Annotated in this window: 14 protein-coding genes; 5 read left to right on the plus strand and 9 right to left on the minus strand. The window is 74.5% G+C overall.

The features are described 5' to 3' along the window. Nucleotides 1-47: 47 nt before the first annotated feature. Nucleotides 48-1,523 (minus strand): polyprenol phosphomannose-dependent alpha 1,6 mannosyltransferase MptB, encoded by a 1,476-nt coding sequence (gene mptB / locus ACFY29_RS07805; protein WP_386984684.1) that lies wholly within the window; start codon nucleotides 1,521-1,523, stop codon nucleotides 48-50. 59 nt (nucleotides 1,524-1,582) lie between these two features. After that, a complete protein-coding gene (mptB, locus tag ACFY29_RS07810) occupies nucleotides 1,583-2,983 on the minus strand; it encodes a polyprenol phosphomannose-dependent alpha 1,6 mannosyltransferase MptB (RefSeq protein ID WP_386984175.1) in 1,401 nt (466 codons plus the stop codon). 44 nt (nucleotides 2,984-3,027) lie between these two features. Between mptB (ACFY29_RS07810) and ACFY29_RS07815 the strand changes: the two genes are divergently transcribed. Further along, a complete protein-coding gene (locus ACFY29_RS07815; protein ID WP_386984176.1) occupies nucleotides 3,028-4,650 on the plus strand; it encodes a hypothetical protein in 1,623 nt (540 codons plus the stop codon). Nucleotides 4,651-4,655: 5 nt separating this feature from the next. Here ACFY29_RS07815 and ACFY29_RS07820 read toward each other — a convergent pair whose 3' ends face one another. Both ACFY29_RS07820 and ACFY29_RS07825 read right to left on the minus strand, forming a co-directional pair. After that, the gene (locus ACFY29_RS07820) at nucleotides 4,656-7,721 is read right to left on the minus strand and encodes a bifunctional [glutamine synthetase] adenylyltransferase/[glutamine synthetase]-adenylyl-L-tyrosine phosphorylase (RefSeq protein ID WP_386984178.1); all 3,066 of its coding nucleotides are present in this window, start codon (nucleotides 7,719-7,721) and stop codon (nucleotides 4,656-4,658) included. Further along, a complete protein-coding gene (locus tag ACFY29_RS07825; protein WP_328419006.1) occupies nucleotides 7,721-8,488 on the minus strand; it encodes a type 1 glutamine amidotransferase in 768 nt (255 codons plus the stop codon). The genes ACFY29_RS07820 and ACFY29_RS07825 overlap by 1 nt, the downstream gene beginning before the upstream one ends. Nucleotides 8,489-8,620: 132 nt before the next feature. Here ACFY29_RS07825 and ACFY29_RS07830 point away from each other — a divergent pair, with 132 nt between their 5' ends. Further along, nucleotides 8,621-9,556, plus strand: coding sequence for an LD-carboxypeptidase (locus tag ACFY29_RS07830; RefSeq protein WP_386984180.1), 936 nt, complete (start codon nucleotides 8,621-8,623; stop codon nucleotides 9,554-9,556). A gap of 30 nt (nucleotides 9,557-9,586) precedes the next feature. Here ACFY29_RS07830 and ACFY29_RS07835 read toward each other — a convergent pair whose 3' ends face one another. Next, nucleotides 9,587-10,471, minus strand: a complete 885-nt coding sequence (locus ACFY29_RS07835; RefSeq protein ID WP_386984182.1) for a virginiamycin B lyase — start codon at nucleotides 10,469-10,471, stop codon at nucleotides 9,587-9,589. 230 nt (nucleotides 10,472-10,701) lie between these two features. On the opposite strand from ACFY29_RS07835, the gene ACFY29_RS07840 reads away from it, so the two are divergent. Beyond that, entirely contained in the window at nucleotides 10,702-11,241 is a 540-nt protein-coding gene (locus tag ACFY29_RS07840) for a hypothetical protein (RefSeq protein ID WP_386984184.1), read from the plus strand. A 121-nt stretch (nucleotides 11,242-11,362) separates the two neighbouring features. Here the strand turns inward: ACFY29_RS07840 and ACFY29_RS07845 are convergent, their stop codons facing one another. The 4 genes from ACFY29_RS07845 to glnA all read right to left on the minus strand — a co-directional run bounded on the left by ACFY29_RS07845 (nucleotide 11,363) and on the right by glnA (nucleotide 14,462). After that, nucleotides 11,363-11,746, minus strand: coding sequence for a VOC family protein (locus ACFY29_RS07845; protein ID WP_386984186.1), 384 nt, complete (start codon nucleotides 11,744-11,746; stop codon nucleotides 11,363-11,365). Between the two features lie 124 nt (nucleotides 11,747-11,870). Further along, nucleotides 11,871-12,563: a helix-turn-helix transcriptional regulator gene (locus tag ACFY29_RS07850; RefSeq protein WP_386984188.1), complete on the minus strand. Its 693-nt coding sequence runs from the start codon at nucleotides 12,561-12,563 to the stop codon at nucleotides 11,871-11,873. A 36-nt stretch (nucleotides 12,564-12,599) separates the two neighbouring features. Further along, nucleotides 12,600-13,025, minus strand: coding sequence for a DUF350 domain-containing protein (locus ACFY29_RS07855; protein ID WP_328419012.1), 426 nt, complete (start codon nucleotides 13,023-13,025; stop codon nucleotides 12,600-12,602). An 87-nt stretch (nucleotides 13,026-13,112) separates the two neighbouring features. Next, on the minus strand, nucleotides 13,113-14,462 hold the full coding sequence (gene glnA, locus ACFY29_RS07860; RefSeq protein WP_328419013.1) for a type I glutamate--ammonia ligase: 1,350 nt from the start codon (nucleotides 14,460-14,462) through the stop codon (nucleotides 13,113-13,115). A 390-nt stretch (nucleotides 14,463-14,852) separates the two neighbouring features. Between glnA and ACFY29_RS07865 the strand changes: the two genes are divergently transcribed. Together ACFY29_RS07865 and panB are read left to right on the plus strand one after the other, a co-directional pair. Continuing rightward, nucleotides 14,853-16,610 carry an NAD+ synthase gene (locus ACFY29_RS07865; protein ID WP_355611173.1) on the plus strand — a complete coding sequence of 586 codons (1,758 nt, stop codon included), beginning with the start codon at nucleotides 14,853-14,855 and terminating at the stop codon, nucleotides 16,608-16,610. Nucleotides 16,611-16,768: 158 nt separating this feature from the next. Continuing rightward, nucleotides 16,769-17,614 carry a 3-methyl-2-oxobutanoate hydroxymethyltransferase gene (gene panB, locus ACFY29_RS07870; protein WP_328419015.1) on the plus strand — a complete coding sequence of 282 codons (846 nt, stop codon included), beginning with the start codon at nucleotides 16,769-16,771 and terminating at the stop codon, nucleotides 17,612-17,614. Nucleotides 17,615-17,730: the final 116 nt, after the last annotated feature.

The raw sequence follows: 17,730 nt of genomic DNA on the forward strand, positions 1-17,730 counted from the left end.
GAGGTTGGCGGCCCTTTCAGAGATCGACAGCGCCGCCAACCTCATGATCAGCGCGGCCGGGGACGCCTGCCCGGCCGGGGACGCCTGCGCAGGAGGGTCAGGGTCACGGCCAGGAACAGGGCGGTCATCGCCACGGCGCCGGGGACCTTCGTGAAGCGGGCCAGGTTGGTGCCGTCGGGCAGGGCGAGAAAGGCCGTCACCGCGGCCGGCAGCACGAACCACGTTGTCCGGCTGGGGGTGAGCGCGAGCAGCGCCAGCGGCCAGGTCGCGTACCAGGGGTGGAAGACCGGGGACAGGACGACAGTGGCGACCAGCGCCAGCGCCGCGCCACGCAGCGCCACCCGGGGTCGTGTCACCTCGGCCTGGGTAACCCGCTGGCCGACGCCGTTCACGTCGCGCAACGCCCGCCAGGCCCGCCACCAGAGCCCCACCAGCACCCCGGCAAGCACCAGCAGCGCGACGGCCCGGACCACCGGCACCGCGTCCGGGTCACGGCCGATCAACGCGCCGGCGTAGTCCACGACCAGGCCGACCGCGGTGGGCGGGGACGTCCACTGCTCGGAGTCCCCGCTGCGCGTCAGCCCACCCACCCAGCCGAACCCGAGACCGGACAGCGCCGAGGTGACCAGCAGCACGGCCAGCAGCCCACCGGCCAGCCAGCCGCCGTCGCGCAGCAGCGCCCGTACGGTGTACCGGCCGTGCACGCCGGCCAGCGCGGCGAACGGCACCACCACCACGGCGCTGGCCTTCACCGTGACCGCCAGCCCGAGCAGCGCCCCGGCGAGCAGCAGCGCCGCGGGCCGCCCCGGCCGGCGGACCACCACCAGCAGCCCGCACAGCAGCAGGCCCAGCATCACGGCATCGTTGTGCGCCCCGGCCACCAGGTGCACCCCGACCAGCGGGGCGGCCAGTGCCAACCAGGCTGCCCGTCGGGTCGGCACCCCCGCCGCCCGGGCCAGCCCGGGCAGGCAGAGCGCGGCCAGCAGCAGCCCCGCCACGGCGATCACCCGCAGCAGCACGACCGTGCCGGTGAGCCCACCGCCGAGTTCGACCGCGAGCGCCGCGAGCAGGACGAAGACCGGCCCGTACGGAGCCGGCGTGTCCCGCCAGATCGGTGCCACCGCGTCCAGCCACGGGCAACCCGCCGCCGCCACCCCCACCGCGTACGGGTCGACGCCGTGCGCGTACGTCCAGCCCTGGCAGGCGTACGAGTAGACGTCCCGGCTGCCCACCGGCAGCGCGATCAGCAGCGGCAACGCCCAGAGCCCGGCGGTGACGTACGCCCACCGGGTCGACGGGGCACCTTCGCGCAGTGACCACCACGCCCCGACCAGCAGCGCGGTGCCGACGAGCCAGCAGGTCAGCGTCGCCGGCCCGTCCGGGGACCGCCAGATCGACACCGGTGTCGCGCCGAGCGGGGCGTCGGGCCGCGCCCCGCCGAGGTACCCGGCCACGGTGAGCAGGACCGCGCCGGCCAGGCCGGCGTACCGGGCGGCGCCCGCCGCCAGCGGGCTCGGTGCCATGGCGAGATCGCGGGGTGGGGCGGGCGTGGCACCGGGATCGGTCACCGGCGCACCTTCCCTCAGTCGGCGGCGACCGGCTCGCGGGCCGCCCGAGCCGACCGTACCAACCGGATGACCAGCACGATCACCAACAGCGTCATCAGCGGAGCCCCGACCGACTTGGTGAACCGGGGCAGCCCGGTGCCGTCCGGCAGCACCAGGAACGACGAGACCAGGGCGACCACGATGAACCATCCGGTCCGCCGGGCGGTCGCCGCCAGCACGGCCAGCGGCCAGATCCAGTACCAGGGGTGGAACAGCGGCGCCAGGGCGACCGTGGCGGCCAGCGCCAGGCCGGCGTGCCACAGCGGCTCCCGGGTGCGGGCCCGCCACCAGAGCCAGACCAGCAGCACCGCCAGCACCGCCATGCCGATGGCCCGGGTGACCGGCAGCGCGTCGATGTGCCCGCCGAACGGTACCGCCAGGTAGCCGACGGTCTGCCCGACGGCGGTGGACGGCGACGTCCAGGCGATCACGTCGCCGCCGCGGGCGAGCCCGCTGACCCAGCCGAAGTCCAGCCCGGCGGCGAAGGTCACCCCGACCACGCCGGCGACCGCGCCGCCGACCACCCACCCGCCGTGCCGGATCAGCGCGCGGATCGAGTACCCGCCGACGATCGCGGCCAGCGCGGCGAACGGCACCACGACCATCGCGGTCACCTTGATCGCAGCGGCGAGTCCGAGGAGCGCGCCACCGGCGAGCAGCAGGCCGGGGCGGCCCGGCCGGGAGGCCACCACCGCCAGCCCGGCGACCAGCAGGCCGACCATCAGGGCGTCGTTGTGCGCGCCGGAGACCAGGTGGACGGCGACCAGCGGGCAGGCCAGCGCCAGCCAGACCGCCCGACCGGCCGGTACGCCGGCTCGCCGGGCCAGCACCGGCAGGCTGACCGCGGTGAGCGCGACCCCGGCCACCGCGATCAGCCGGAAGGCCACGATCGCGGCGGTGAGCGATCCGGTGGCCTTGATCACCGCGCCGGAGAGCACCACGAACAGCGGCCCGTACGGCGCCGGGGTGTCCCGCCAGATGTAGGAGATGGTGTCCAGCCAGGGGCAGGGCAGGGCCGATACGCCCTGCTCGTACGGGTTGATCCCGGCGGCGTAGCTGGCGCCCTGGCAGGCGTACGCGTAGACGTCGCGGCTCGCCAGCGGCGGCGCGATGAGCAGCGGCAACAGCCAGAGCCCGACGGTGACCAGCGCCCAGCGGGTCGACGGCACCGTGTCGCGCAGCGCCCACCAGGCGCCGGCCATCAGCGCGGTGCCGACCAGCCAGAGGGCGATGACCAGCGGCCCGTCCGGCCCCTGCCAGATGCTGACCGGGGTGGCGCGTAGGGGTGAGCCGGGCAGGGCGCCGCCGAGGAACGCGGCGACGGCGAGCAGCGCCGAGCCCGCCAGTCCGGTCCAACGCGCGAGGTGGTGAGGCACGCCGGACATGCTGCCAGTACGGTGGTCGCGGTACGGAGGTGGGCATGCGGCGCAGTCGGGTGGTGGCGGTGGCCACCGGTGCCGCCGCCGTGCTCGGCGCGATCTGGCTGGCCCTGCCACTGATGGGCTCGGACCTCGCCGCGCAGGTGGCACGCGCGGACTTCTTCGCCGCCCACGGCCCCACCCCGGTGGACCTGCGCTGGTACGGCGGGGTGCAGCAGTTCGGCTACAGCCTGCTGTCCCAGCCGGTGATGGCGCTGCTCGGCGTACGGGTGACCGGCGCGCTGGCCCTGCTGGCGTCGGCCGCCGCGCTGGCCGCGCTGCTGGTCCGCACCGGGGTACCCCGGCCGCTGCTGGGCAGCCTGGTCGGGGTGGTCACGCTGACCGGCAACCTGGTCTCCGGCCGGGTCACCTACGCCCTCGGCGTGGCGTTCGGGCTGGCCGCGCTGCTCGCGCTCACCCGAGGCGTACCCCCTGGCCGGCGGCTTTCGCCCGGGTGGCGCCTCGGGTTCGCCGCGACCGGGGCGCTACTGGCCTCCGCGACCAGCCCAGTGGCCGGCCTCTTCGTCGGCCTCGCCGGCGCCGCGCTGCTGCTCACCCGCCGGTACGCCGAGGGCCTGGCGCTCGGGATCGCGGCGGCCGTGCCGCTGGCCGCGACCGCGCTGCTCTTCGGTGACGGCGGCTGGATGAACATCAGCGACACCGACGCGCTGCGCGCGGTGCTGACCAGCCTGGTGGTGGCCGCGCTGGTCGCGTACCGGCCGGTGCGGATCGGCGCGCTGCTCTCCGCCGCCGGGGTGCTCGCCGCCGCCCTGGTGCACACCCCGGTGGGGTTGAACGCGACCCGGCTGGCGGTGATGTTCGCGCTGCCGGTGCTGGCCGCCGCCGCCCGCCCGCCGGCCTGGCTCACCACCCGGTTGGCCCGCCAGTCCGCCGCCCGGACCACGCCGTCCGGCGGCACGCGGCGGGCCCGGCTGCTCGGCGCGGTCGGCCTGGCCGCGCTGCTGGTGGCGGTCTGCGCCTGGCAGCCGCCGGTGGTCACCGCCGACCTGCGCAGCATCAGCGACCCGACCAGCGCGCCGGGCTACCACGCGCCGCTGCGCGCGTTCCTGGCCGGGCAGCAGCTCACCGGCCGGGTCGAGGTGCCACCGACCCGCAACTACTGGGAGGCGGCCCGGCTGGGCGAGGTGCCGCTGGCCCGGGGCTGGCTGCGGCAGGCCGACATCGACCGCAACCCGCTGTTCTTCACCACCGTGCCCGGGGCGGCCGGCACCGGCGTAGCGCTGACTCCGGCGAGCTACCGGGCCTGGCTGGCGGAGAATGCCGTGCAGTACGTGGCGCTGCCGGACGCCCCGCTGTCCTGGGTGGGGCGGGCCGAGGCAGAACTGGTCGAGGGCGGGTTGCCGTACCTGACGCCGGTCTGGTCGGGCCCGCACTGGCGGGTCTGGGCGGTAGCCGATCCGACGCCACTGGTCGCCGCCCCCGCCGAACTGGTCCGCGTCGACGGCGCGGCGGTGACCTTCCGCGCCCCGACCGCCGGGCCGGTGGCGATCCGGGTCCGGCACAGTCGATGGCTGGCCGCGTCCGGTGGTGCCACGGTCGCCGCCGCCGGGGACTGGACCACCGTCACCGTCCCCCGCCCCGGCGAGTACACCGTCGGCAGCTGACGCCCCTACATCTCCAGCACGCGCTGGGCGGCGGCGCGGGACCGGCGGCCGGTACGCAGGTACTCGTCGAGGAACTCCCCCGGGTCGTCCCGGCCGAGCAGCCGGACCACCCCGGCCAGCTCCACCCCGTGCCGGGGCAGTTGGTCGCCGGCCCGGCCCCGGACCAGCATCAACGCGTTGCGGACCTGCGCGGCCAGGGACCAGCCGGCGGCCATCTCCGCGGCATCCGACGCCTCGACCAGGCCGGCATCGGCGGCGGCCGCGAGTGCGTCGAGGGTACGTGTGCCGCGCAGCGCCGGGACCGCGCCGGCGTGCCGGAGCTGGACGAGCTGCACCGCCCACTCCACGTCCGCCAGCCCACCGCGGCCCAGCTTGGTGTGGGTGGCCGGGTCGGCGCCGCGAGGCAGCCGTTCGGTCTCCACCCGGGCCTTGATCCGGCGGATCTCGACGATCTGCTCGCGGGAGAGCCCGTCGGCCGGGTAGCGCACCGGGTCGATCATCGCCTCGAACTCGGCGCCCAGGTCGGCGTCGCCGCAGACGAAGCGGGCGCGCAGCAGCGCCTGCGCCTCCCACACCCGCGACCAGCGGGCGTAGTACTGCGCGTACGCGGCGAGGCTGCGCACCAGGGGACCCTGCCGGCCCTCCGGGCGCAGGTCGGCGTCGACGCCGAGCGGCGGGTCGGGCGCGGGCACGCCGAGCAGCCGGCGCAGTTCCTCGGCGATCGCGTGCGCTGCGGCGCTGGCCGCGCTCTCGCTGCTTCCGGCGGGCGGGTCGTAGACGAACAGGACGTCGGCGTCGGACAGGTAGTTCGACTCGTACCCGCCGAGCCGGCCCATGCCGATCACCGCGAACCGCAGCCCGGGCGGCGCCGGCTGGCTGGCCCGGGCGACCCGCAGCGCGGCGGCCAGGGTGGCGTCGGTGACGTCGGCGAGCGCCGCGCCGACGCCGGTGATGTCGCCCAGCCCGGGCGCTCTCCGGGTGCCGCCGTCGGGGCGGGTGGGGGTGGGTGCGAGCGAGCCGGCCCGGCAGAGCAGGTCGGCGCAGGCCACCCGGACCAGCTCCCGGCGGCGCAGCGCGCGTACCGCCCGGGTGGCCTCGACGGGGTCGGCGTGCCGGCCCGCCGCCGCGAGGAACCCATCCCGGAGCACCTCGGGTGAACGCGGCACCAGCTCGTTCTCCTCGGCCAGCAGCCGCAGCGCCTCCGGGTCCCGGGCGAGCAGGTCGGCGACGTACCGGGAGAGGGCGAGGACCCGGGCCAGCCGCCGGGCGACCGGGCCGCCGTCGCGCAGCAGCCGCAGGTACCAGGGGGTGCTGCCCAGCTTGTCGGAGACCTTCCGGTAGTTGAGCAGCCCCCGGTCCGGCTCCGGCGCGTCGGCGAACTCGCTGAGCAGCACCGGCAGCAGGGTCCGCTGGATGGCCGCGGTACGGCTCACCCCGCCGGTGAGGGCCTGGAGGTGGCGCAGCGCCCCGGCCGGATCGGCGAAGCCGAGGATCTCCAGCCGATGCCGGGCCGCCTCCGGGGTGAGCCGCAACCCGTCGGCGGGCACCCGGGCCACCGACTCCAGCAGCGGCCGGTAGAGCAGCTTGGCGTGCAGCCGGCGTACCTCGGCGGAGTGGGTGACCCACTCGGCCCGGAAGCTCTCCACGGCGCTGCGCCCCGGCGCGGCCGTGAAGCCCAGCGCGGCGGCGAGCCAGCGCAGCGCGGCCGGCTCGGTGGGCACGGTGTGCGTCCGGCGCAGGCCCTGCAACTGGAGCCGGTGCTCGACGCTGCGCAGGAAGCGGTAGCCGCGCAGCAGCGCCTCGCCGTCGGCGCGGCCGACGAAGCCGCCCGCGACCAGCGCGCGCAGCGCCGGAATGGTGCCGGGTGCCCGCAGCGTCTCGTCGCCACGGCCGTGCACCAGTTGCAGCAGCTGAACGGCGAACTCGATGTCGCGCAGACCGCCGGGGCCGCGCTTGATCTCGCGCTCCAGCTCCTTCGGCGGGATGTGGTCGATGATCCGGCGCCGCATCGCGCGGACGTCCTCGACCGCCTCGGGCCGTTCGGCCGCCCGCCAGACCAGCGGCGCGAGCTGGTCGATCCACTCCTGCGCCAGCGGCAGGTCTCCGGCGGCCGGGCGGGCCTTGAGCAGCGCCTGGAACTCCCAGGTGCGCGCCCACCGCCGGTAGTAGGCCAGGTGACTGGCGAGGGTCCGCACCAGCGGGCCCCGGTTGCCCTCGGGGCGCAGCGCGGCATCCACCGGCCACGCGACGAGCCCGCAGATGTGGATGAGCCGGGTCGCCACCGTGGTGCCGGCGGCCAGGTCGGCGTCCTCGGCGCCCACGAAGATCACGTCCACGTCGGAGACGTAGTTCAGCTCGCCGCCGCCGCACTTGCCCATCGCCACGACGGCCAGCCGGGGCCGCGCGGTGCCGGTCGGAAGCTCCGAGACGGCGATCTCGTACGCCGCGGCCAGCGTCGCGTCGGCCAGCGCGGACAGCGCCGCCATGGTCTGCTCCAGGCCGCGCCCGCCGGTCAGGTCCGCCGCCGCGATCCGCAACAGGGCCAGCCGGTACGCGCTGCGCAGCACCGCCACCGGGTTGCCGTCGCCGGCCGGCTCCAGCCGACCCTCAGCGGTCGGCGCGAGCCCGTCCGGGGCGGTGCGCAGCGCGGCGCAGTGCTCGGGGTGGGCCACCAGGTGGTCGCCGAGCGCCGACGAGGCGCCGAGCACCGCGATCAGCCGCCGCCGCAACCCGGGGTCGGCGTGCAGCTCCGCCAGCAGCGGCGACCGGGCCAGGGCGTCGCTCTCGGCGGTCACCGCGGTGGTCGCACCCGGTCCGGTGCCGCCGTTCGCGCGGCGTTCGGCCTCCACGATGCGGTGCAGCTGACGCAGCGCCAGGTCGGGGTCGGCAGCTCGGGACAGCGCCGCCAGCAACTCCGTGGCCAACTCGTCGACCGGCTCCTGCTCGACCGGCCGCCACAACCGCAGGCCGTCCGGGCCGAGCAGGTCGGCGGCGCGCGCCCCACCGTCGCCCTCGGCGGTGCCGAAGCCGTACCGGGCGAGCCGGCCCGGCGCCCTGGTCGGCCGGCTCATCAGTGCCCGAGCAGCGGCAGGCCACGCCGCGTCGTGCTGTCGTCCAGCTCGCCGAGCGCCAGCGCGGCGAACCGCGCGGCGAACGGTTGCCAGACCTCCTCGACGTCCGCCATCACCGAGGCGCAGGCCGCGACCACCAGCTCCGGGTCGTAGCCCAGGTCGGCGAGGAGGGTCGAGTCGGCGGCCCAGTCGGCGATCATCGCGGTGTCGCACTCGATGTGGAACTGCAGCCCCCAGGCCCGGTCGCCGAGCCGGAACGCCTGGTTCGGGTAGCGGGTGGAGGCGGCCAGCAGGGTGGCACCCCGAGGCAGCTCGGTGATCTCGTCGGAGTGCCACTGGAGCACGTCCGGAATCAGCGGCACGTACCGGAACAGCGGATCGTCTCCGGCGGCGTCCCGCTTGCCGACCACGCCGGGGCCGACCTCCGGCCCGGACGGGCTGCGTTCGACCAGCCCGGCGTGCGCGGTGGCGAGCAGTTGCGCGCCCAGGCAGACGGCCAGGGTCGGCACCCGGTACCGGACCGCCTTGCGGAGCAGCCCTTCCACCGCGGGGAACCAGGGTGCGCCGGGCGAGCCGTCCGGCAGCGGGTACGCCTGCTGGTCGCCGCCGAGCACCACCAACGCCGCGTACCCCTCCAGGTCGGCGGGGAGCTCGTCGCCGGCGTGCGGGCGGACCACCCACAGCTCCAGCCCTGCCTCGGTCAGCCACTCACCCAGTCGGCGCGGGTCGTCCGTCGGGTCGTTCTCGATCACCAGCGCAGTTGCCACTCGTCGAGGCTAGCCGGTGCGCCACGCGGCGCCACGCCCCGCCACGGTCCCGCACCGTGCGCCGCCGGGCGCCGCCGGGCGGCGCCGACGTGCGCGGCCCTCCGGACGGCGGGGTCGTTAGGCTCTGCGGTTGTGATCAGCGAGGACCGTGCCGCCGTCCGCCCGCCCGTGCTGCGCCCGGGTGACACGGTGCTGCTGGTGTCGCCGTCCGGGCCCACCTCCCCGGAACGGGTGGCGCGCGGGATGGAGCTGCTCACCGGCTGGGGCCTGCGGCCCGTGCCGGCGCCGAACGCGTACGCCCGGCAGGGCTACCTGGCCGGCGCGGACGAGCTGCGCGCCGCCGACCTGAACGCGGCGTTCGCCGACCCCCAGGTGCGCGGGGTGATCTGCACGCGCGGCGGGTACGGCGTCCAGCGGGTGGTGGACGCCATCGACATGGCCGCCGTCCGCCGCGACCCGAAGGTGGTGGCCGGCTTCTCCGACATCACCGCGCTGCAGTTCGCGCTCTGGCGGGGTGCCCGGTTGGCCGGCGTGCACGGCCCGGGAGCGGCCTGGCGGGACGAGCGCACCCCGCTGCGCTCGGCCGAGTCGCTGCACGCCGCGCTGATGACGACCGAGCCGGTGACGGTCGCCGCCGTACCCGGCGAGGAGACCTTTCCGGTACGCGTACGGGGCCGCACCACCGGCACCCTGCTCGGCGGCAACCTGTGCATGATCGCCGCGTCGATCGGCACGCCGGACCTGCCCGACCTGACCGGAGCGGTGCTGCTGGTCGAGGACGTGCAGGAGCCCCCGTACAAGGTCGACCGGATGCTCACCCAGCTACGCCGGGCCGGCGCGCTGGACGGCCTGGCCGGGGTCGCGGTCGGGCAGTTCACCGACTGCGCCGACGGCTGGGAGACCACGATCGCCGACGTGCTCACCGAACGCCTCGGCGACCTCGGCGTACCGGTGCTCGGCGGGCTGCCGATCGGCCACGGCCCCGGCCAGCTCACCGTCCCCGTCGGCACCCCGGCCACCCTCGACACCGACGCCGGCACCCTCACCGTCGCCCCCGCCGTCGTCTGACTTCCCTGGTCCCCGTGGCCGGCGACGTGCTCAGGGGGTGAGGCAGGCCAGGCGGCCGATTTCCAGCGCGGCGTGGACTGTGCCGTCGGACGCGACCGTCAGGCCGTGCGGCTCGGAGTTCGGGGTGGGCAGTTCGTAGGTGTCGACCCGGCCGGTCGGGTCGACGTGGCCGATCCGATTGCCGGCCCACTCGGTGAACCAGGCGCCGCCGGCCGGATCGCCGACGATGGCGTGCGGCCGTGCCGTCCGGTCCGGCAGCGGGTACTCCTCGATCCGGCCGTCCGGGGTGATCCGGCCGACCTGACCGGCGGCGATCTCCACGAACCAGAGCGCTCCGTCCACGCCCGCGGTGATACCGACCGGCGCGGCACCCTCGGTGGGCAGCGGGTGCACGCGTACCTCCCCGTCCATGCCGACCCGGGCGATCGCGTTCGCCTGGTTGAGCGTGCACCAGACGGCGTCGTCCGGCCCGGCCGCCACCATCGAGGCGAACGCGCCGGAGACCGGTAGCCGCACCTCGGTGACCACGCCGTCGGTGCTCACCCGGCCGACGGTGTCGGAGCTCATGCCGGCGTACCAGAGGGCACCGTCCGGGCCCGCGGCGATGCCGCACGGGCCGGTGCCGGCCGGCAGAACGACCTCGCTCTGCTCTCCGTCGGTCGTGATCCGGCCGATCCGGTCGTCCCCGGAGCGGGTGAACCAGAGTGCGCCGTCCGGGCCGGGCGTGACGATCAACGGCCGGCTACCCGGACCACCGGCCGGCCAGCGGCGCACCGAACCGTCCGCGGCCACCCGGGCGAGCGCGCCAGCGTGGACCAGGGTCAGCCAGAGCGCCCCGTCGGGGCCGGTCGTGATGCCGTACGGCCCGGCCTGCGGATCGCTGAGCGGGATTTCCCGGATCACGGTGGATGTCACGAGAGCTGCCTTCCGTCGATGGATTTCCGGTCGACCGGCCCGCGCGGCTCGACCAAGCCGGGCACGGCGAGCAATCACCTTTGCCCACCGGCCGTACCGGGGCAACAGGTTTGTCCCATTTCCCGGGCCGAATTGCCAGCCTGCGGACAGGTTCGCCACGGGTTGCACCCAGCCCAGCCGGTCACGGTCGGTAGCGACATCGCAACACCACCGAGCACCTGGAGGAGAGCATGTCCCGCACCATCCGCAAGAAGCACCTGCTGGCCGGCCTGGCCACCGCTGGCGTCCTCGGCGTGGGCATCGCAGCCCCGACGATGGCGTTCGCCGCGGACGGCGGCACGCGGACCCCGAGCGCCAGCAGCACCGCTGAGAAGCCGGAGTCGAAGGCCGACCGGCAGGGCGAGTTCGCCGAGGCGCTCGCCAAGGAGTTGGGCGTCTCCACCGACAAGGTGACCGCCGCGCTGGACAAGGTCCGCGAGCAGAAGCATGCCGACCGTCCGGAGCGGCCGGAGCGGCCGTCCACCGAGGACCGCCAGGCCGCGCTCAAGGAGCGCCTGGACCAGGCGGTCGAGGACGGCAAGCTCACCCAGGAGCAGGCCGACGCGATCACCAAGGCCGTCGAGGCCGGCGTCTTCCCCGGTGGCGACGGTCACCGCGGACCGGGCGGTCACGGCGGACCGGGTAACGGCGGCCCTGGTGGCAACGGCGGCCCTGGTGGCAACGGCGGCCCCGAGGGCACCGACAACCCCGACGGTACGACCGGCAAGTGATCGTCGGCGGCGCCACCCTGACATCGGGCGGCGCCGCCCAGCCGGACCAGTTGCGGTGGCATGGCGGTGTCCGGGTTACCCGGACACCGCCATTACGCCGAACCGGCGCCGGTCCCGACTGTCAGGATCCGGCGGGCACCGGCGGGGGCGTGAAGACCCCGACGTGGTTGCCGGCCGGGTCGAGCAGGTGGGCGAAGGTGAGCCCGTTGTCGTTCACCTTCACCGGCACCAGCACCTTGCCGCCGGCCGCCTCGGCCCGCTGGCAGGTCCCCGCCACGTCGTTCACCTGCACATAGAAGATCGCGTAGTTCGGCCCCTGCCCGCCGGTGCCCCGAATCGCGCCGCCGATCCCCTCGCCGGCACCACCCTCGGTCGTCCGGTACGACGCGCCGTCGGCGCCCTCCTCGGTGAAGCTCCACCCGAACAGGTCGCCATAGAACCGCTGCGCCACGTCTGGCCGATCCGTGCCGATCTCGAACCAGGTCACCCCGCTGCTGGTGGTCATGTCTGGCCTCTCGTTTCCGCGCGCCGGCCGATCGGCGGCGCCGTCAGGAGTCAGCCTCGACCCCGCCCGCGACACCGTCCTGTCGGTGTTTCCCCGGCAGTGCGGACGGATCCACCACCAGTTTTCAGACCAGGCTCAGCGCCCGGACCCGCTCGCGCGGGATGTCCAGGTCGGCCGGGCGCAACTCCCGGGCCACCACCTCGGGCAACGCCCGGACACTCCGGATCCGATCGGTGCGGAAGCAGCGCAGCTCGTCGCGCAGCCGACACCAGGCGAGCAGATACCAGTGTCGGGGGTTGCCCAGGTAGCCGAGCGGCTCGACGTCGCGTACCGAATCGGCGCCGTCCCGGTCGGCGTACCGGATGCGCAGCACCCGCCGCGCGACGACCGCGTCGGCGACGATGGCCGGGACGGGCGTGGCCGGCCCGTCGCCGATCAGGTGCACCCGGCCGGCGAGCCGGTGCGCCTCGGCCGCGTCGGCGGCCGGCAGCACCGCCACCAGCTTGCGCAGCGCGGTGGCGCCCGGCGCGGCGAACGGCGTGCCGGCGAGCCGGTGCAGCGCGACGGCCATGGCCACCGCCTCGCCGGGCGTCAGGTTGACCGGGGGCAGGGTGCGGGCGCAGTCCACCACGTAGCCCCCGGTGCGCCCGGGCTCGGCCCAGATCGGCACCCCGGCCTCCTGCAACGCGCCGATGTCGCGCTCGATGGTCCGGCTGCTGACCTCGAAGCGCGCGGCCAGCCAGCGGGCGCTGCGCGGGCGTGGCGAGACCGCGCGCAGCTCCTCGACCAGGGCGTAGAGGCGGTCCGTGCGGTTCATGGCCCGCACGCTACGGACGGGGTACGACGACCGCGCTCAGGCGATGCAGGCGCAGACGATCAGCGCCGCTCCAAAATGGGTGGCGGCGCTGACCCGGGCCGCCGGATGCGGCTCATCCGAGCAGATGATCTCGCCGAGCTTGCCCGGGGTGAGCAGATCGAGCACGAAGAAGGCCAGTGCCATGATGGCCAGCCCGACGAACCCGAACACCACGGTGGAGGCGAGCCCCTTGCCGAAGTCGCTGTAGCTGGTGAGGATCGCGGTGAAGACAATCCCGGCGATACCGAGCTGGTTGGCGGCCAGCAGCAGCCCCGCGTTCGCGTTGCGGCGTACCCAGATCAGCTCCCGCAGCCGCCCCGGTGTGAGCAGGTCGACCAGCACGAAGCCGGCCGCCATCAGCCCTACGCCGACGATCCCGAACACGACGCTCTGCCAGGCACCGCTGAGCAGATCCTCCAGCACCGACTGCCTCCCGAATCTCCGCCCGGAGGGGTACCGGCGCGGTGATCGAGACGATAGCGGCAGCACGCAACCGCGTCAGCCCCGCGGTTACAGCGCCAGGTAACGCTGCCGCTCGTACGGGGTGACCTCGCGGCGGTACTGCTCCCACTCGGCCCGCTTGTTGCGCAGGAAGAAGTCGAAGACGTGCTCGCCAAGCACCTCGGCGACCAATTCGGACCCGGCCATCACGTCGATCGCCTCGGCGAGGTTCTCCGGCAGCGCTTCGTACCCCATCGCGCGCCGCTCGGCGCTGGTCAGCGACCAGACGTCGTCCTCGGCGCCCGGCGGCAGCTCGTAGCCCTCCTCGATGCCCTTCAGGCCGGCGCCGAGCAGCACCGCGAAGGCGAGGTACGGATTGGCCGCCGAGTCCAGCGAGCGGACCTCCACGCGGGCCGAGTTGGGCTTGCCGTACGCGGGCACCCGGACCAGCGCGGACCGGTTCAGGTGACCCCAGCAGACGTACGCCGGGCTCTCGGTGATCCGGTCGGGCAGTGCCTGCGGGAAGAGCCGCTTGTACGAGTTGACCCACTGGTTGGTGACCGCCGTGTACTCCCGCGCGTGCACCAGCAGGCCGGCGATGAAGGACTTCGCCACCTTGGAGAGCTTCATCGGGTCACCGCCGTCGTGGAAGGCGTTGCGCTCCCCCTCGAACAGCGACAGGTGGGTGTGCATGCCGCTGCCCGGCTGGTCGGTGAACGGCTTCGGCATGAAGCTGGCCTGCACGCCGGTGGAGAGCGCTACCTCCTTGACCACGTGCCGGAAGGTCATGATGTTGTCGGCGGTGGTGAGCGCGTCGGCGTAGCGCAGGTCGATCTCCTGCTGGCCGGGGGCGACCTCGTGGTGGCTGAACTCCACCGAGATGCCGATCCGCTCCAGCGCCAGCACCCCTTGCCGGCGGAAGTCCCGGGCGACGGCGTGGGTGGTGTGCTCGAAGTAGCCGCCGGTGTCCACCGGGATGGGCACCGAGCCGTCCTGCGGGCCGTTCTCCAACAGGAAGAACTCGATCTCGGGGTGGGTGTAGAAGGTAAAGCCCTTCTCGGCGGCCTTGGACAGCGCGCGGCGCAGCACGTGCCGGGGATCCGCCCAGGACGGCCCGCCGTCGGGCAGCAGGATGTCGCAGAACATCCGGGCGCTCTCGCCGCTGACCCCGCCCTCGAACGGGAAGACCTGGAAGGTGGTCGGATCGGGCATGGCCACCATGTCCGATTCGAAGACCCGGGCGAAGCCCTCGATCGCCGAGCCGTCGAAGCCGATGCCCTCCTCGAAGGCCGCCTCCAGCTCGGCGGGTGCCACCGAGACGCTCTTGAGCGTGCCCAGCACGTCGGTGAACCACAGCCGGACGAACCGGATGTCCCGCTCTTCCAGCGTACGGAGGACGAACTCCTGCTGACGGTCCACTTCCACCCCTCGCAACACCTGTTTGCCATCGCCTGCCGGGCCGGCCCGGCCTGACCGACCAGTCTTCATGTGCCTGGTTACGCCGACGTTACGCCAACGCCCGCCTGCCGTCCCGGCTGCCCGCCGCGGCGGCGGCCGGACCGGCGACGGTCCTGCCGCGGCGGTCGTCCTGCCGCGGCGGTCGTCCTGCCGCGGCGGTCGTCCTGCTGCGGCGGTCGTCCTGCTGCGGCGGTCGTCCTGCTGCGGCGGGAGCGCCGCAGGTGCCTTCGGGCGGGCGGCGGCCTGGCCACGAGCGCTGGCCCACCGGCGGTCGGCCGGCCCGGCGCGAGCGTGGCCGCCGTCTCCCGTTGGCATCGTGTCCGCCCCGACGGGCTGGGGCAAAATGAGGACATGCCCACCCTGCGTCTCGCCCTGTCCCAGGTCAACCCGAGCGTCGGCGACCTCGCCGGCAACGCCGACCTGGTCCGCAGCTGGACCCGCCAGGCCGCTGATGCCGGCGCCCAACTGGTGCTCTTCCCCGAGATGATGCTGACCGGGTACCCGGTCGAGGATCTGGTCTTCCGGCGTTCCTTCGTCGCCGCGTCCCGGGCCGCCCTGGAGCAGCTCGCCGCCGACCTCGCCACGGACGGCCTCGGCGAGTTGCCGGTGGTGGTCGGCTACCTGGACGCCGACGGGCCGCCCCAGGTCAGCGAGCACGCCGAGCCGGGTCGGGGCGCCCGCAACGCCGCCGCGCTGCTGCACCGGGGCGTGGTGGCCGCCCGCTACTTCAAGCACCACCTGCCCAACTACGGCGTCTTCGACGAGGACCGCTACTTCCTGTCCGGCGACATGCTGACCGTGGTGCGGATCGGTGGGGTGGACGTCGCGCTGACCATCTGCGAGGACCTGTGGCAGGCCGGCGGCCCGTTCGCCGCCGCCCGGCAGGCCAGGGTCGGCCTGGTGGTCAACATCAACGGCTCGCCGTACGAGCTGAACAAGGACGACATCCGGCTGCCGCTGGTCCGCCGGCGGGCCGCCGAGGCGGGCGCCGCCATCGCGTACGTCAACATGATCGGCGGGCAGGACGAGCTGGTCTTCGAGGGCGACTCGATGATCGTGGCCGCCGACGGTGAGCTGCTCACCCGAGCCCCGCAGTTCGTCGAGCACCTGCTCGTGCACGACGTGGAACTGCCGGCCGCCGGCGCGCCGCCGGCCGAGGAGACCGTCGCGGACGGCATGCGGGTGGTGCACAGCACCCTGGACGGCATCCCGCCCACGCCGTCCGGCCCGGCCGCCACCGGCGGGCTCATCGAGCCGGTGGCCGACGAGGCCGAGGTGTGGCACGCGTTGGTGCTCGGCCTGCGCGACTACGTCAACAAGAACAGGTTCCCGTCGGTGGTGCTCGGCCTCTCCGGCGGCATCGACTCGGCGGTGGTGGCCGCGCTGGCCGTCGACGCGCTCGGTCCGGACCGGGTGGTCGGGGTGTCGCTGCCCAGCCAGCACTCCTCCGAGCACTCCCGGGAGGACGCCGCCGACCTGGCCAAGCGCACCGGGCTGGACTACCGCACCGAGCCGATCCAGCCGATGGTGGACGGTTTCCTGGCCAACCTGTCGCTGTCCGGGGTGGCGGTGGAGAACCTCCAGGCCCGGGTACGCGGCGTGATCCTGATGGCGCTGTCGAACCAGGAGGGCCACCTGGTGCTGACCACCGGCAACAAGAGCGAGCTGGCGGTCGGCTACTCCACGCTGTACGGCGACTCGGTGGGCGGCTTCAACCCGGTCAAGGACGTGTGGAAGACACTGATCTGGCGGCTGGCGAAGTGGCGCAACGCGGACGCGGCCCGGCGGGGCGCGACCCCACCCATCCCGGAGAACTCAATCGGCAAGCCGCCGAGCGCCGAGCTGAGCCCGGGCCAACTGGACAGCGACACCCTGCCCGACTACGACGTACTGGACCCGATCCTGATCGGCTACGTCGACGGCGACCTCGGCCGGGACGGTCTGATCGAGTCGGGCCACGATCCGGCCGTGGTGGACAAGGTGCTGCGGCTGGTGGATACCGCCGAGTACAAGCGACGGCAGTCGGCGCCGGGCACGAAGATCTCGATGAAGGCGTTCGGTCGGGACCGCCGGCTGCCGATCACCAACCGGTGGCGCGAGCACGGCTGAGCCGTCCGGGGTGGGCGCCGGGTCGGTGGGCCGGTCCGGCGCCCTCGCCGCGGTGGAGTGACATCTTCCACTGCGCCCTGCCGTCATCCCTGCCTGCGATGCGACGATCGCGACAGAACCCGGGGACCGCGCAGGCGGCCTCGAGGAAGGAGACAGTGATGGTGGAGTCCACGCCCAACGAGGTGACCGCGCTGTACGGCGGCCCGGCCACCCGACGGGTCCGTACCCGCGACCTGATCGCCGCCAAGGAGCGCGGCGAACGGTGGCCGATGCTCACCTCGTACGACCAGTACACGGCGGCGATCTTCGACCAGGCCGGCGTCCCGGTGCTGCTGGTCGGCGACTCAGCCGCGAACAACGTGTTCGGCTACGAGACCACCCTGCCGGTCACCGCCGACGAGCTGCTCCCGCTGGTGCGGGCGGTGGTACGGGCGACCCGACAGTCGCTGATCGTCGGCGACCTCCCGTTCGGCTCGTACGAGGAAGGCCCGACGCAGGCGCTGCGTACCGCCGTGCGGTTCATGAAGGAAGGTGGCTGCCACGCGGTGAAGCTGGAGGGTGGCCGCCGCTGTGCCGCGCAGATCGCCGCGATCGTCGGCGCCGGCATTCCGGTGATGGCGCACATCGGCTTCACCCCGCAGAGCGAGCACACCCTGGGCGGCTACCGGGTGCAGGGCCGGGGCGACGCGGCCACCGAGGTGCTGGCCGACGCGCGGGCGGTTGCCGAGGCGGGCGCGTTCGCGGTGGTGCTGGAGATGGTGCCGGGTGAGGTGGCCAAGCAGATCACCCACGAACTGTCGATCCCCACCGTGGGCATCGGGGCCGGCCCCGACACCGACGCCCAGGTGCTGGTCTGGCAGGACATGGCCGGCCTGCGTACCGGCAAGGCGCCACGCTTCGTGAAGCGGTACGCGGACCTGTCCGGCGCCCTCACCGACGCCACCCGCCGGTTCGCCGACGAGGTCCGCGGCGGCGAGTTCCCAGCCGCCGAGCACACCTTCTAGGACGGTCCGCGGCTCGCGTAGGTCAGCGGCTCGGACGGTCAGCGGCTCGGACGGTCCGCGGCTCGGACGGTCCACGGCGGCAGGGCCGGCCGGTACGACGCTTCAGTCGGCCGGCC

The organism is Micromonospora sp. NPDC000668 (assembly GCF_042897975.1).
In the GTDB taxonomy this organism is placed as follows: domain Bacteria; phylum Actinomycetota; class Actinomycetes; order Mycobacteriales; family Micromonosporaceae; genus Micromonospora.